Origin of the sequence: Crossiella cryophila, assembly GCF_014204915.1 — a bacterium.
GTDB classification, from domain to species: domain Bacteria; phylum Actinomycetota; class Actinomycetes; order Mycobacteriales; family Pseudonocardiaceae; genus Crossiella; species Crossiella cryophila.
Genome location: NZ_JACHMH010000001.1, coordinates 1,203,492 through 1,216,632, shown reverse-complemented (window position 1 = coordinate 1,216,632; position 13,141 = coordinate 1,203,492). Strand labels below are relative to the sequence as shown.

Here is a 13,141-nt window from a genome sequence, read left to right as displayed (position 1 = left end):
CGAGAGGACCGGAATGACCAACCCCACCAGCGTCGCGGTGCTCGGCCTCGGCAACATGGGCACCGCCCTGGCCGCCGCCTTCCTGACCGCGGGCCACCCCACCACGGTGTGGAACCGCACCGCGAGCAAGGCCGAACCCCTGGCTGCCCAGGGCGCGGCCGTGGCCGCCACGGTGGCCGAGGCGATCGCCGCCGCCGAGGTCACGGTGATCTGCCTGTCCGTCTACGACACCGTGCTGGCCCGGCTGGACGGCGTCGACCTGCACGGCAAGGCGATCGTCAACCTCACCAACGGCACCCCGCGCCAGGCCAGGGAAGCCTCGGCAGCCCTCACCGCACGCGGCGCGTCCTATGTGGACGGCGGGATCATGGCGATCCCGGAGATGATCGGTCAACCCAGCGCACTGCTGTTCTACAGCGGCGCGACCGAGACCTTCCAGGCGCACCGGGAGCTGCTGGACCTGCTCGGCCCGGCCAGGTTCCTCGGCGCCGACCCCGGCCTGGCCTCGCTCTACGACCTCGCGCTGCTCAGCGGCATGTACGGCACCTTCGCCGGCGCCTTCCACGCGATCGCGCTGGCCGGCACCGAGGGCGTGCCCGCGGTGGAGATCACCGAGCTGGTCGTGCCCTGGGTGACCGCGATGGCCGCGGTGCTGCCCTCGATGGCCGCGGAGATCGACAAGGGCGAGTTCCTCGGCGAGGAGTCCAGCCTGCAGGTCAACAAGGACGGCCTGGACAACATCCTCACCGCGAGCTGGCAGCAGGGCATCTCCGCCGACCTGCTGGCCCCCTTCCACACCCTCATCGCCCGCAAGCTGGCCACCACCGACGGCTCGGTCAGCGTGAACTCGATCATGGAGCTGCTCAAGTGAACTACTCGGGCAAGAAAGCAGTGGTCACCGGCGGCACCCACGGCATCGGCCTGGCCGTGGTGAAGGCACTGCTCGACGGCGGCGCGGAGGTGGTGCTGACCGGCCGCGACGAGCGCAACATCGAGGCCGCCCGCACCGAACTGGCCGGCCGGCCCGCGCACGTGGTGCGCTCGGACGCGGCCAGCCTGGCCGACATCACCGCCCTCGGTGACCTGGTGGAACGCACCCTCGGCCCGGTCGACCTGGTGCTGGTCAACCACGGCTACGCCGAGACCGGCCCGCTCGCCTCGGTCACCGAAGCGGCCTACGACCGGATGCTCGACGTCAACGCCAAGGGCGCCTTCTTCACCGCGCAACGCCTGGCCCCGCTGATCAGGCCGGGCGGCGCGCTGGTGTTCACCGGTGCGGTGCTGGTCGGCATGGGCTGGCCGGACAGCAGCGTGGCCACCATGGCCAAGGCCGCGGTGCACGCACTGGCCCAGTCCCTGGCCGCCGAACTGCTGCCGCGCGGGATCAGGGTGAACACGGTCAGCCCCGGCTTCACCCTGACCCCGACCATGGGTTTCGCCGCCATGACCGCGGCCGAGCAGGCAGCCAACCTGGAGGCAGGCAACGCGCTGACCCCGATGGGCAGGCACGGCACCCCCGAGGAGATCGCCGCGGCAGTGCTGTTCCTGGCCTTCGCCGCCACCTTCAGCACCGGGATCGTGCTCTCCGCCGACGGCGGCCTCGGCCATGTAGAGAAGACGTGACCGGCTCCGACCAGGGGGCATGACCAAGAACCGCAACATCGCCCTCTGGATCGGCCAGGTCCTGATCGCCGCCCTGTTCCTCTTCGGCGCCTACAGCAAGCTCACCGGCGACCCCGCGGTGGTCGCGGGCTTCGCCGCGATGGGACTGGGTGGGGGCATGGTGGTCTTCGTCGGCCTGTGCGAGCTGGCAGGCGGGATCGGCATCCTGATCCCGGTGCTGACCAGGTGGGCCGCGCTCGGACTGGTCGCGTTGCTGATCGGCGCCGTGATCCTGGGGGTCGCCGCCGGTGGGCCGGTGGCCGCGGTGTTCCCCGGGGTGACCTTGCTGCTGGTGGCGGCGGTGGCCTGGGGCCGCTGGATGAGAGTCGTTTCATGAACGGCTCACGAAGGGCTCAGTTGCGCGGCCCAGGCTGTGGTCCATGTCCGGCACCCTCGAACTCGCCCCGCCCTGGCAGCGGGTCCCACTGGCCGAGGCGCCCACCGCGCCGTTGCGCCGGCGCAGGCGGTGGTGGCCGCTGCTGGTGGCGGTGCTCGCGCTGGGTGGGCTGGCCGGGGCACTGCACTTCGGTGGGACCGGGCTGACGCTGTCCGGGCAGGCCACGCTGCTGGTGTTCACCGCGGCGGTGGCCGCCTGGACGCTGACCCGGATCGACGACACCTATGTCGCACTGGCCGCCGCGCTGGTGCTGGTGTTGCTCGGGGTGCTCAGTGGCGACCAGCTCTTCGCCACCCTGGGCGGTGAGACCATCTGGCTGCTGATCGCCGCGTTCGTACTGGCCGCGGGGGTGGGCGCGAGTGGACTGCCGACCAGGGTGGCGGTGGCGCTGATCGGGCGGGCCCGGTCGGTGCGTGGGCTGGCGCATCTGGTCACCGCGGCGTTGCTGCTCAGCGCGTTCGCCATTCCGGCGACCTCCGGGCGGGCCGCGCTGGCGGTGCCGGTGTTCGTGGCGCTGGCCGGGACACTGCGCGAGCGGCCGCGAGTGGTGCGGGCGCTGGCGATCCTGTTCCCGACGGTGATCCTGCTGTCCGCGGTGGCCACCCTGATGGGCGCCGGGGCGCATCTGGTGACCAGTCAGCTGCTCACCGCGGCGACCGGGTCCGGCATCGGGTTCGGGCAGTGGCTGTTGCTCGGCCTGCCATTAGCCCTGGTCAGCTCGCACCTGGCGGCCGAGCTGGTGTTGTTCCTGTTCACCGGGCGCCGGGATCGCCGTGGTGGATTCACCCTGGACCTGAACGAGATCCGGCCGCCCAAGGGCCTGTCCAGGCCGGAGCGGCGGGCCGCGTTGCTGCTGGCCGGAGTCTCGGTGGCGTGGGCGAGCGAACCGCTGCACGGTGTCTCGCCCGCGGTGGTGGCGCTGATCGGCGCGCTGCTGATCAGCTCACCGCGATTCGGCACGGTGCAGCTGAACAAGGCGCTGGCCGGGGTGCCCTGGTCGTTGCTGGTGTTCATGGCGGCCACCGCGGCCCTGGGTGCGGCGCTGATCTCCTCCGGCGCGGCCGCCTGGCTGGCCACCGCGCTGCTCGGCCCGGTGCACAGCCCAGTCATATTCCTGGTGGTGGTCGTGCTGGTCAGCACCGCCGCACACCTTCTCATCCAGTCCCGCTCGGCCCGGTCCTCGGTGCTGGTGCCACTGGTGATCCCGGCCGCGATCGCGCTCGGCCTCAACCCGGTGGCGGTGGCCTTCGCCTCCACCGCGGCGGCCGGCTTCTGCCACACGCTGTCCTCCTCGGCCAAGCCGGTGGCCATGTTCGCCCACCTGGACGGCACCCCCACCTACGGCCGCGCGGACCTGCTGCGCCTGTCGCTGTTCCTCGGTCCGCTCACCGCCGGACTGGTCCTGTTCTTCGCGCTCTCGGTGTGGCCGTTGCTCGGCCTGAACTGGAGGTAGTCATGCGTTTTGTCGTCGCTCCCAGTGGGTTCAAGGAGAGCCTGGACGCGGAGGCCGTCGCGGCTGCCATCACCGCCGGGATCCGCCGGGTGGTGCCGGGCGCGATCGTGGACCCGGTGCCGCTGGTGGATGGCGGGGAGGGCTCGGCCCGCACGCTGGCCGCCGCCGGTGGCGGGGAACTCATCCCGCTCACCGTCACCGGCCCGGTCGGCAGGCCGGTGCGCGCGCACTTCGCGGTGATCGGCAAGACCGCGGTGGTGGAGATGGCAGCCGCGGCCGGATTGCGCCTGGTGCCAACCGATCTGCGGCAGCCGGGGGCCACCACGACCTACGGCGTCGGCGAGCTGATCAAGGCCGCGCTGGACACCGGGTGCGAGCGGATCCTGGTCGGCTGCGGGGATTCCGGCACCTGCGACGGCGGCGCGGGCGCGCTACAGGCGCTGGGCGCGCGGCTGCTCGACGGCGACGGCGTGGAGCTGGGCCGCGGCGGTGACGCGCTGGCCGAGGTGAAGGACATCGACGTCACCGGCCTGGACCCGCGGCTCGCCGACGTGCGCATCACGCTGGCCTGCAACCCGCACAACGTGCTCTGCGGCGACCAGGGCGTGGCCCGTGTCTTCGGTCCTCAGAAGGGAGCCACACCCCGCGACGTGGAAAGACTTGCCGCCGCACTGGATCGCTGGGCTGTGGTGCTGCAGGAGAAATTCGGCCGCGAGCTGGCCACCGCACCCGGCAGCGGGGCCTCCGGTGGCCTCGGCGCCGGACTCGCCGGGGTGCTCGGCGCGGAACTGCTGCCGCGCTTCGACGTGCTGCTGGAGCACCTGGACCTGGACCGCAGGCTGGCCGCGGCCGACCTGGTGATCACCGCCGAGGGCGCGATCGACTTCCAGACCCCGCGCGGCAAGGTGCCGGCCGAGGTGGCCAGGCGGGCCAAGCGATTCGGCAAGCCGGTGATCGCGCTGGCCGGCACCATCGGCAAGGGCGCCAGGCGCAACTACGACATCGGCATCGACGCCTACGCGGGCATCCTGGCCGCCCCGGTCCCGCTGGCCGAGGCCATGGACCGGGCCGCCGAACTGCTCACCGACGCCACCGAACGCACCCTGCGCCTGGTGCTCCTCGGCGCGGCGCTAGCGACCGACCGCGTAACCCTGGGCACCGCGGGCGTTGGCGGCCCCGCGGAGCAGGCCGGTGTCCGGATCTCGTGACACCGCGGACAACCGGCCCAGCGCCCACGGCCCGGCGTCGAGCACCGTGTGCCCGCGCCGGGTCAGTTCGGCGAAGGTCGCCGCCCCCAGCCGGGATTCGGCGACCAGCTCGCCGGGCTGCCAGTTGCGCGGGTAGAAGGAGGCAGGGAACGCGGTGGAGTGCCAGGCCGGGGCATCGATGGCTTCCTGCAGATTCAGCCCGGCCCCGGTGTGCGCCAGCCAGAAGCACAGCTGCCACTGGTCCTGCTGGTCCCCGCCTGGGGTGCCGAAGGCCAGCACCGGCTCGCCGTGTCTGCTGGCAAGTGAAGGGGTCAGCGTGATGCGTGGTCGCTTGCCAGGAGCCAAGACATTGGGGTGGCCTTCATCCAGCCAGAACATCTGCGCCCTGGTGCCCAGGTTGAAGCCCAGCGCCGGGATGTGCGGTGAGGACTGCAGCCAGCCGCCGGAGGGAGTGGCCGAGATCAGGTTGCCCCAGCGGTCCACCACGTCGACGTGCACGGTGTCGCCCCTGGTCAGGCCGGTGCGGGCGACTGTTGGCTCGCCAACGCCCATCGCGGTGTCCATCTCGCCCGCGGTGGTGCCGATCCCCCGCCCTTCGGCCACGAACGCGGGCAGCCTGCCGTCCAGACCCGGCCGCAGTTCAAGGGAAGCGTTCGCGCCGATGAGGGCCCGACGCTCCCCCGCGTACGCCGCGGAAAGCAAGCGATCCAGTGGCACGTCCGCGCTGTCGCCGTACCAGGCTTCCCGGTCCGCGAAAGCGAGCTTCGCCGCCTCCACCGCCTGGTGCACGGTGTCCACGCTGGCCACACCATCCACATAGGACATATCAGCGCCGTCGAGCAGCCGGAGTTGCTGGGCCAGCACCGGACCTTGGCTCCACCGCCCGATCTTGTGCAGCGTCCACCCATCGGCGAGATCAACGCTGACGGGAGTCTCGTAGCTCGCCGACCACCCGGCCAGGTCCGCCGCGGTCAGCACCCCGGCGTGGCTTCGTCCTGAATCGTCACGGAATGCCTGCCGAGCGAAGCGATCGATCTCCTCGGCGACAAAGCCCTGGTACCAGGCTCGTCTTGCCGCTTCGATCTGCGCTTCACGATCCGAGCCAACGGCTTCGGCTTCAGCGAGCAAGCGTTCCAGCGTGTCGGCCAGCGCCGGATTGCGCAGCCGGGCGCCGGGCCGGGCCGCGGGCAGCCACTGCGCGGCCGAGGTGGGCCAGTGCTCGCGGAAGAGCCGCTCCACCACCTCGATGGTCGCGGTGATCCGCTCCACCACCGGAAACCCGCAACGCGCGTAGCCGATCGCGTAATCCAGGACCTGCCGCAAGGTGCGGGTGCCGTGATCCCGCAGCAGCAACAACCAGCCGTCCCACGCGCCGGGAATGGTCGCGGCGAGCAAGCCGGTGCCGGGCACCAGCTCCAAGCCAAGACCGCGGTAGTGCGCCAGTGTCGCCCCGGCCGGCGCGACACCCTGACCGCACAGCACCTGTGGCTGACCACCCGCGGTGGCGAAGATCGCCGGGACCTCGCCGCCGGGGCCGTTCAGGTGTGGCTCCACCACCTGAAGGGTGAAGCCCGCGGCCACCGCCGCGTCGAAGGCGTTGCCGCCGTCCTCCAGCAGCGCCATCCCGGCCGCGGAGGCCAGCCAGTGCGTGGAGGCGACCATGCCGTGGGTGCCGATGAGTTCCGGCCGCGTGGTGAACACGCCCCTGAACCTAGTAAGTGGGCGCCGAATGCTTCCAGTAACCGCAGAAGTAGATCGACTCCTTGGGCACGCCCCGGTCCCGCACCAGATGCCGCCGGACCGCGGTGACCATGCCGGACTCCCCGGCCACCCAGGCGTAGACCTCGCCGCCGGGCAGGTCGGCCGCGCGCAGTGTGCGGGCCACGATGTCGCTGGTGCCCGCGTGCTGCCCGGCCCGGTGCAGCCAGTTCAGCTCCACGTCGGCCGCGGTGTCGAAGCCCTGTTCCTCGGCGTCGTTGGCGATCTCCACGAAGACCTTGGCCCTGGTGCCCGCGGGCATGGACTCCACGATCGCGCCGATCGCGGGCAGCGCGGTCTCGTCGCCGATGATCAGCTGCCAGTCCGCGCCGGGGGTCGGCTGGTACCCGGAGCGTTCGCTGCGCAGGCCGATGAGCTGACCGGGTTCGGCCCGGTTCGCCCAGCGTGCGGCCGGTCCGGCCTCGCCGTGCAGCACGAAGTCGATGTCCAGCTCGCGGCGTTCCCGGTCGTAGCGGCGCACGGTGTAGTTGCGCACCACCGGCCGGATCTCCTCGGGCATGCTCTGCACCTCGGTCCACCAGTCCGGCGTGCTGGGCAGCACCGGGGCGTCCTGGCCGGAGGTGGGGAAGAAGGTGCGCACCAGATGATCAGGACCGTCGTAGCCGAAGCGGTCCAGTTCCGGGGCGGCCAGCGTCACCCGAGCCAGCCCTGGGCTGGGGCGACGCACCTGGGAGACCTCCGCCAGCACGGCGGGTCGCTCCTTCTCCTCTGCGAGCATAGGTAAGGCTAACCTGGTCACCCGGACGCCGCAGTCGGGCGTGACATGCGTCACGCAACCGGGCTACGACCCACCCCGTGCCAGGCCAGTCCGGCCCGCCGCAGCACATCCGCGTCCAGCAGATTCCTGGTGTCCACCACGGCTTTCCCGGCCAGCAGACCGGCCACCCTCGGCCAGTCCAGGGTGCGGAACTCCGGCCACTCGGTGAGCAGCACCAGGCCCAGCGCGCCCTCGGCCGCCTGGTACGGATCGCTGACCACCCGCACCGCGTCGGTCATCCCCGGCACCGCGGCCGGGATGCCGGGGTCGAAGGCGACCAGCTCGGCGCCCTCGGCGCGCAGTTTCTCCGCCACCGCCAGCGCGGGTGAGTCCCGCAGGTCGTTGGTGCCTGCCTTGAACGCCAGGCCCAGCACGGCCAGCCGCACGCCGTCCAGCACGCCGCCGACCGCGTCCCGGATCTTGGCCACCATCCGGTCCCGCTGCCGGGTGTTGGTGTCGATGGAGGCACGCAGCAGCATGAAGTCGAAGTCCACCGCCTCGGCCACCTGCACCAGCGCGTGGGTGTCCTTGGGCAGGCAGGAGCCGCCCCAGCCGGGGCCGGGCTGCAGGAAGGACTGACCGATCCGGCGGTCGTAGCCCATGCCCTCGGTGACATCGGCGACGTCGGCGCCCAACCGCTCGCACAGCTCGGCCATCGCGTTGACGTAGGACAGCTTCATCGCCAGGAAGCAGTTCGCCGCGTACTTGACCATCTCCGCGCTGGGCGCGTCGGTGAACACCGTTGGCGCGCCGAGCTTGGCGTAGAGCGCGGCCACCCGCTCGGCCGCGTCCTGGGCGCTGGAGCCGACCACGATCCGGTCCGGGTTGAGGAAGTCGTGCACCGCGGTGCCCTCGCGCAGGAACTCCGGGTTGCTGACCACGGCCACGTCGGCCCGGTCCAGCAGCTCGTGCACCCTGGCCGCGGTGCCCACCGGCACGGTCGACTTGTTGACCACCACACAGCCGCTGGGCAGCAGCTCACGCACCTCGGCGATCACCGACTCCACCGCGGCAAGGTCGGCCGCGCCGCCCGAGCCCATCGGCGTTGGCACGCACAGGAAAACCACCTCGGCATCGGCCACCGCGTTGCGCGCGCCGAGCACGAACTCCAGCCGCCCGGCGGCCAGCCCCTCGGCGACCAGCTCGGCCAGCCGCGGCTCCAGGATAGTGACCTCGCCAGCCTTGAGCCGGGTGACCTTGGCGGCGTCCACATCGGCGCAGATGACCTTGTGGCCCAGCGACGCGAGACACGCGCCGGTGGTCAGGCCCACGTACCCGGAGCCGACGACGACGATTCGCCGTGCGAACACACTCCACCCCCGCGTTGGGTTGGTCTTTTGTCGTCGGGCTGACTTGCCCCGTTCGGCCGCATCCTGACACCGCGCGGCGGGGATAGCCAGCCAACCGGTCGGTGGCTCCGGTCACGAAGGTGAACGGGGAGTGACTGAGGCATCACCCAACACGTAGGGTGCACGCTCGTGGACCAACGACGGTTGGGTGATTCTGGGCTGGTGGTCAGCGCGGTCGGGCTCGGCTGCAACAACCTCGGGCGGCCGGGGACCGCCACCGAGACGCTGGCCGGTTCCAGGTCGGTTGTCGATGCCGCGCTGGAGGCGGGCATCACCTTCTTCGACGTCGCCGACGTCTACGGCGCCCCGCGCGGGCGCAGCGAGGAGCTGCTCGGCCAGGCGCTCTCCGGGCGCCGCGAGCACGCGGTGATCGCGACCAAGTTCGGCATGGACATGCAGGGCAGCAACGGGCCGGACTTCGGCGCCCGCGGCTCCCGGCGCTACGTCCGGCGCGCGGTGGAGTCCTCGCTGCGGCGGCTGGGCACCGACTGGATCGACGTCTACCAGCTGCACCGGCCGGACCAGCAGACTCCGCTGGAGGAGACGCTGTCGGTGCTGGACGACCTGGTGCACGAGGGCAAGATCCGCTACGTCGGGCACTGCAACCTGGCAGGCTGGCAGATCGCGGACGCGGCCTGGAGCGCGAGCACCGCGAACCTGACCGCGCCGGTGTCCGCGGAGAACCACTACTCGCTGCTGGAACGCGAGTCCGAGCGCGAGATCATCCCGGCCTGCCTGCGCTTCGGACTGGGCCTGCTGCCCTACTTCCCGCTGGCCAACGGCCTGCTCACGGGCAAGTACGAGCGGGAGACCAAGCCACCGGAGGGCAGTCGGCTGGCCGGGCGGGACCGGCTGCTCGCGGACGCGCCGTGGGACCGGATCGACCGGCTGCGCCGCTTCGCCGAGGAGCGGGACCTGAGCCTGGTGGAACTGGCCATCGGCTGGCTGGCCGCGCAGCCCGCGGTGGCCTCGGTGATCGCCGGCGCGACCAGCGCGGAACAGGTCGCGCAGAACGCCACCGCCGCGGAATGGTCGCCCACTGCGGCCGACCTCACTGAGATCGACGCCATCTGCCCGCCAGGACGACGTTAACGACGGCTAACCTACCCGGCATGCAGATCACCGACACCGCTGCCATCGTCACCGGTGGCGCGTCCGGCCTCGGCGGGGCCACCAGCCGCGCGCTGGCCGCCAAGGGTGCCCACGTCTTCGCCCTTGACCTGCCGCAGGGCATCGAGAAGGCCGAGGCGGTCGACGGCGTCACCTACCTGCCGGCCGACGTCACCGACGCGGCGCAGGTCCAGGCCGCCGTTGAGCAGGCCGCCGCGTTCGCGCCGCTGCGCACCGTGGTCAACTGCGCCGGCGTCGGCTGGGCCGGACGGATCGTCAACAAGCAGGGCGAGCCGCACGACTACGACCTGTTCCGCAAGGTCGTGGAGATCAACCTGATCGGCACCTTCAACGTGCTGCGACTGGCCGCGGCCGCGATGGCCAAGACCGAGGCCGTGGACGGGCAGCGCGGCGTGGTGGTCAACACCGCCTCGGTGGCCGCCTTCGACGGGCAGATCGGCCAGATCGCCTACGCCGCCTCCAAGGGCGGCGTGGTCGGCCTGACCCTGTCCGCCGCCAGGGACCTGGCCACCTTCGGCATCCGGGTGATGACCATCGCGCCCGGCATCATCGACACCCCGATGCTGGCCGGGGTCACCGAGGAGTTCCGCGCGGGCCTGTCCGCCGGGGTGCCCTTCCCCAAGCGGCTTGGCACGCCCGCGGAGTACGCCCAGCTCGCGCTCATGATCGTCGAGCACGACTACCTCAACGGCGAGGTCATCCGGATGGACGGCTCGCTGCGGATGGCGCCCCGCTAGTCCGAGTGGACGGTGCGGTCACTCGGCCGCACCGTCACAGCTCCCCCGCGTACGGCAGCTCGTACACCGCGGGCGAGTCCATCCAGCGGCGCAGCGTCCAGGTCGCCCTGACGTCGTCCTCGTTGTACTCCAGCAGCCGGTCCCGCTGGTCGGGCCGGGGTTCGCCGCCGTCCATGCCGACCGCGTCCCGGTACCAGCGCATCGAGTTCTCGCCACCGGCCTCCGGGTCCCGCCAGCTGAACCCGGCCGCCGGGGCGATCATCTTGAGCCCCTTGCCCTTGGCGCACAGGAACTGGTCGCGCACGATGCCGAACAGGTCCACCCACTGCGGCGAGCCGATGAAGTCCTGCACGGTCTGCAGGGTCGGGATGTCCGGCTTCCCGGCGAAGCGCTCGGCCGAGCCGAGCATCCACCGGTTCTCCGCGAGTTCGTTGTAGCAGTAGGCGCGGAAGCTCAGCCCGCGCGCGCTGGCCCGCAGCCGCACGTGCGTGAGGTAGGACCAGAACTCGCCGAAGGAACGCGCCTCATCCGCGCAGGGCAACGGATCCCAGGTGACGAAGGCCCGGTAGCCCTGGGGTTCGCCGATGTCCGCGCCGGAGAGGTGACAGCCCCACATGTAGGCCCCGGCATCGCCGAAGCTCTCCATGTCCACGTCCAGTTCCACATCGGCCCGTGGCACCAGCACCCGTTCCTCGCGGCGCACCAGCGAGGCCCCGCGCAGCCAGGCCCTGGCCAGCAGCACCGCGTCACCAAACGGCATGCCCACCATCTGCGCAGGCGCCTCGACCGCGGTCGGCTGGGCGGCCAGTTGGTCCACAGTGGACACTCCGATGCCGCGCAGGGACACCGCGTCCTCACCGCGCACCACCAGGCTGACGTCCCGGCGCTCGATCAGCGCGGCCTCGCAGGTCGGCCACCACGGGCAGCTGCGGCACTCCAGGATCCGGGACGGCCGGGCCAGCGCGTCCCGCTCCCCGGCGGCCGCGGCCGCCACCGCGAGCCGGTCGGCGAAGCGGGCGTCGTACTCCTTGAGCGCGGTCCGGCCGTTCGGCCAGGTCGGCGCGTCCAGGTCGTGCCAGAGCACCACATCGGCGTCCAGGCCGATCACCCCGCCCATCGCCCGGCCGCGCGCGGCCAGCCCGGCGGCCTGCAGCAGCCGGTGCGCGTGCGCCAGCCGGAGCTGGTCGCGCGGCTGCGGCCGGACCTTGCGGATCGGGTCGACCCTGGCGCTGCCCGGGTAGAGCTGGCCGAACGGTGTGGTGCGCGCCCCCGTGCCGGGGTCGGTGATCTTGTGCCGGACCACCAGCACCGGGATGTAGCCCCCGCTGCCGTCCCGCACCAGCAGGTCGATGCCACCGCGCCGCCCACCGGAGCGGTCCGAGGGCAGCAGCCCACCCCACACGAACCGGGCGCCCGCGCCCAGCACCGCGGTGGTGATCCGTTCCCGGTCGGCCGGGCCCTCACCAGCGGGCACCTCGGTCCACTCCGCGCCAACCTGCCGGGACAACCGGTCGGCCACCGCACGCCGGTGCGCGGCCGCGTCGCTCATCCGCTGCTCGGCAGCCGGATCCGGCGGCGCCTTGGTCGCGTTGACCATGGTCGGGTCGTGTTCGAGGTGCACGCGGCGCCGGCACCGGGTCACCACCCCGGCATCAAGTAGCACCGCAGACGTCACTCATGCAGGGTAAGTGGCCGGAGCGCGCTCCGTGTCGGCAACCCGGTTGATCTCGGCTGCTCGCGCGCCGGAACCGCCAAGAAACCCCCGAGCGGCCTAGGCTGAGGACATGGCCCGCATCCGGCGAGGACTGCCCAAGCTGACTCCCGCCCGCGCCAAGCACCTGATCGGCATCGGCAAGGTGGTGCTGCCACTGCTCGCGCCGGTCGCGCTCAAGGCGGCCGCGGCGGCCAGGGACGGCTACGACCGGATGCGCGCCCGCAAGCTGGGCATCCCGGTGGAGCACCTGGCCAACTACAGCGGCCGCGGCGGTTCGCTGCACGCCCGGATCGCCGGCATCGCCAACGCGCTGACCGAACTGCGGATCAACGCCAGCGAGGAGATCGTGACCTTCGCCAGGGACGGCGAGTCCCGGCTGGTCGAACTCGCCGCCGTGGTCAGGGCCGCCGAGCGGATGCCCACCCCGCGGCGCAAGGCCGCGCACCGCGCGGTGTCCACCGAACTCGACCGGATCGAGTCACACCTGCTGCACCACCTGGGCGTCTGATCAGGCGGTGGTCTGCCGGTACCGGAACGGCAGCTGGAACGGCCGCAGCAGCAGGGTGAAGGCGACCGCCGCGAGCACCGCCCCGGCCAGCGCGGACACCGAGAGCGCGGACAGCGCCAGGTTCAGCGGGATGAGGATCGCGGTGAACCACAGCCCACTGGTGCGCAGCTGCTGGGAGTAGCCGGGCAGCAGCAGGGCCAGCACCAGTCCGACCGCGCCGGTCATCACCGTGGCCATGGCGAACGGGAACTCGAACGCGCTCCCCGCCCACAGCACCCCGGCCGTCAGCCAGGCCACCAGGGTGTGACCGAGCAGCACGTACCGAACCGAATCCAGTCCCCGCATGACATCCCCTCCCGGAAAGATCGTCAGTGACCATCCTGGACTGGGGTACCGACAGTCACCATGGGGCAAACCCCCGAGTCGACCCTGATGTCAGCTTCCGT

The 13,141-nt window shown here is 71.9% G+C and carries 13 protein-coding genes; 8 read left to right on the top strand and 5 right to left on the bottom strand.

From position 1 onward, the window contains the following. The first annotated feature begins 13 nt into the window (after positions 1-13). From HNR67_RS05785 to HNR67_RS05765, 5 genes are read left to right on the top strand one after another with little or no spacing between them, the layout of a single operon-like run. Entirely contained in the window at positions 14-871 is an 858-nt protein-coding gene (locus tag HNR67_RS05785) for an imine reductase family protein (protein WP_185001073.1), read from the top strand. Continuing rightward, positions 868-1,623, top strand: a complete 756-nt coding sequence (locus HNR67_RS05780) for an SDR family NAD(P)-dependent oxidoreductase (protein ID WP_185001072.1) — start codon at positions 868-870, stop codon at positions 1,621-1,623. Before HNR67_RS05785 ends, HNR67_RS05780 begins: the two co-directional genes overlap by 4 nt. A 19-nt stretch (positions 1,624-1,642) precedes the next feature. Further along, positions 1,643-1,999: a DoxX family protein gene (locus HNR67_RS05775; protein ID WP_185001071.1), complete on the top strand. Its 357-nt coding sequence runs from the start codon at positions 1,643-1,645 to the stop codon at positions 1,997-1,999. Between the two features lie 43 nt (positions 2,000-2,042). After that, the gene (locus HNR67_RS05770; RefSeq protein WP_185001070.1) at positions 2,043-3,512 is read left to right on the top strand and encodes an SLC13 family permease; all 1,470 of its coding nucleotides are present in this window, start codon (positions 2,043-2,045) and stop codon (positions 3,510-3,512) included. A gap of 2 nt (positions 3,513-3,514) precedes the next feature. Continuing rightward, positions 3,515-4,720 (top strand): glycerate kinase family protein, encoded by a 1,206-nt coding sequence (locus tag HNR67_RS05765; protein WP_185001069.1) that lies wholly within the window; start codon positions 3,515-3,517, stop codon positions 4,718-4,720. On the opposite strand, the gene HNR67_RS05760 is transcribed toward HNR67_RS05765, so the two are convergent. The 3 genes from HNR67_RS05760 to HNR67_RS05750 are packed head-to-tail and all read right to left on the bottom strand — an operon-like array spanning position 4,643 to position 8,566. Continuing rightward, complete coding sequence (locus HNR67_RS05760) at positions 4,643-6,421, bottom strand: gamma-glutamyltransferase family protein (RefSeq protein WP_185001068.1); 1,779 nt, start codon at positions 6,419-6,421, stop codon at positions 4,643-4,645. The genes HNR67_RS05765 and HNR67_RS05760 overlap by 78 nt on opposite strands. 10 nt (positions 6,422-6,431) lie before the next feature. After that, the gene (locus HNR67_RS05755) at positions 6,432-7,217 is read right to left on the bottom strand and encodes a siderophore-interacting protein (RefSeq protein WP_185001067.1); all 786 of its coding nucleotides are present in this window, start codon (positions 7,215-7,217) and stop codon (positions 6,432-6,434) included. Positions 7,218-7,267: 50 nt separating this feature from the next. Continuing rightward, the gene (locus tag HNR67_RS05750; RefSeq protein WP_185001066.1) at positions 7,268-8,566 is read right to left on the bottom strand and encodes a UDP-glucose dehydrogenase family protein; all 1,299 of its coding nucleotides are present in this window, start codon (positions 8,564-8,566) and stop codon (positions 7,268-7,270) included. Positions 8,567-8,734: 168 nt separating this feature from the next. Here HNR67_RS05750 and HNR67_RS05745 point away from each other — a divergent pair, with 168 nt between their 5' ends. Further along, entirely contained in the window at positions 8,735-9,697 is a 963-nt protein-coding gene (locus HNR67_RS05745; RefSeq protein ID WP_185001065.1) for an aldo/keto reductase, read from the top strand. A 20-nt stretch (positions 9,698-9,717) separates the two neighbouring features. Continuing rightward, positions 9,718-10,473: an SDR family NAD(P)-dependent oxidoreductase gene (locus HNR67_RS05740; RefSeq protein ID WP_185001064.1), complete on the top strand. Its 756-nt coding sequence runs from the start codon at positions 9,718-9,720 to the stop codon at positions 10,471-10,473. A 34-nt stretch (positions 10,474-10,507) separates the two neighbouring features. Here the strand turns inward: HNR67_RS05740 and HNR67_RS05735 are convergent, their stop codons facing one another. Continuing rightward, on the bottom strand, positions 10,508-12,148 hold the full coding sequence (locus tag HNR67_RS05735) for a TM0106 family RecB-like putative nuclease (RefSeq protein ID WP_185001063.1): 1,641 nt from the start codon (positions 12,146-12,148) through the stop codon (positions 10,508-10,510). Positions 12,149-12,257: 109 nt separating this feature from the next. Here HNR67_RS05735 and HNR67_RS05730 point away from each other — a divergent pair, with 109 nt between their 5' ends. Then, positions 12,258-12,695: a DUF6474 family protein gene (locus tag HNR67_RS05730; protein WP_185001062.1), complete on the top strand. Its 438-nt coding sequence runs from the start codon at positions 12,258-12,260 to the stop codon at positions 12,693-12,695. Here the strand turns inward: HNR67_RS05730 and HNR67_RS05725 are convergent, their stop codons facing one another. After that, positions 12,696-13,040, bottom strand: coding sequence for a hypothetical protein (locus tag HNR67_RS05725; protein ID WP_185001061.1), 345 nt, complete (start codon positions 13,038-13,040; stop codon positions 12,696-12,698). Between the last annotated feature and the right edge of the window lie 101 nt (positions 13,041-13,141).

Bases quoted from the DNA above. Each gene is read 5' to 3' on its own strand.
- HNR67_RS05730 (WP_185001062.1), top strand. From the start codon at position 12,258: ATGGCCCGCATCCGGCGAGGACTGCCCAAGCTGACTCCCGCCCGCGCC.
- HNR67_RS05725 (WP_185001061.1), bottom strand. From the start codon at position 13,040: ATGCGGGGACTGGATTCGGTTCGGTACGTGCTGCTCGGTCACACCCTG.
- HNR67_RS05775 (WP_185001071.1), top strand. From the start codon at position 1,643: ATGACCAAGAACCGCAACATCGCCCTCTGGATCGGCCAGGTCCTGATC.
- HNR67_RS05740 (WP_185001064.1), top strand. From the start codon at position 9,718: ATGCAGATCACCGACACCGCTGCCATCGTCACCGGTGGCGCGTCCGGC.
- HNR67_RS05765 (WP_185001069.1), top strand. From the start codon at position 3,515: ATGCGTTTTGTCGTCGCTCCCAGTGGGTTCAAGGAGAGCCTGGACGCG.
- HNR67_RS05785 (WP_185001073.1), top strand. From the start codon at position 14: ATGACCAACCCCACCAGCGTCGCGGTGCTCGGCCTCGGCAACATGGGC.
- HNR67_RS05770 (WP_185001070.1), top strand. From the start codon at position 2,043: ATGTCCGGCACCCTCGAACTCGCCCCGCCCTGGCAGCGGGTCCCACTG.
- HNR67_RS05755 (WP_185001067.1), bottom strand. From the start codon at position 7,217: ATGCTCGCAGAGGAGAAGGAGCGACCCGCCGTGCTGGCGGAGGTCTCC.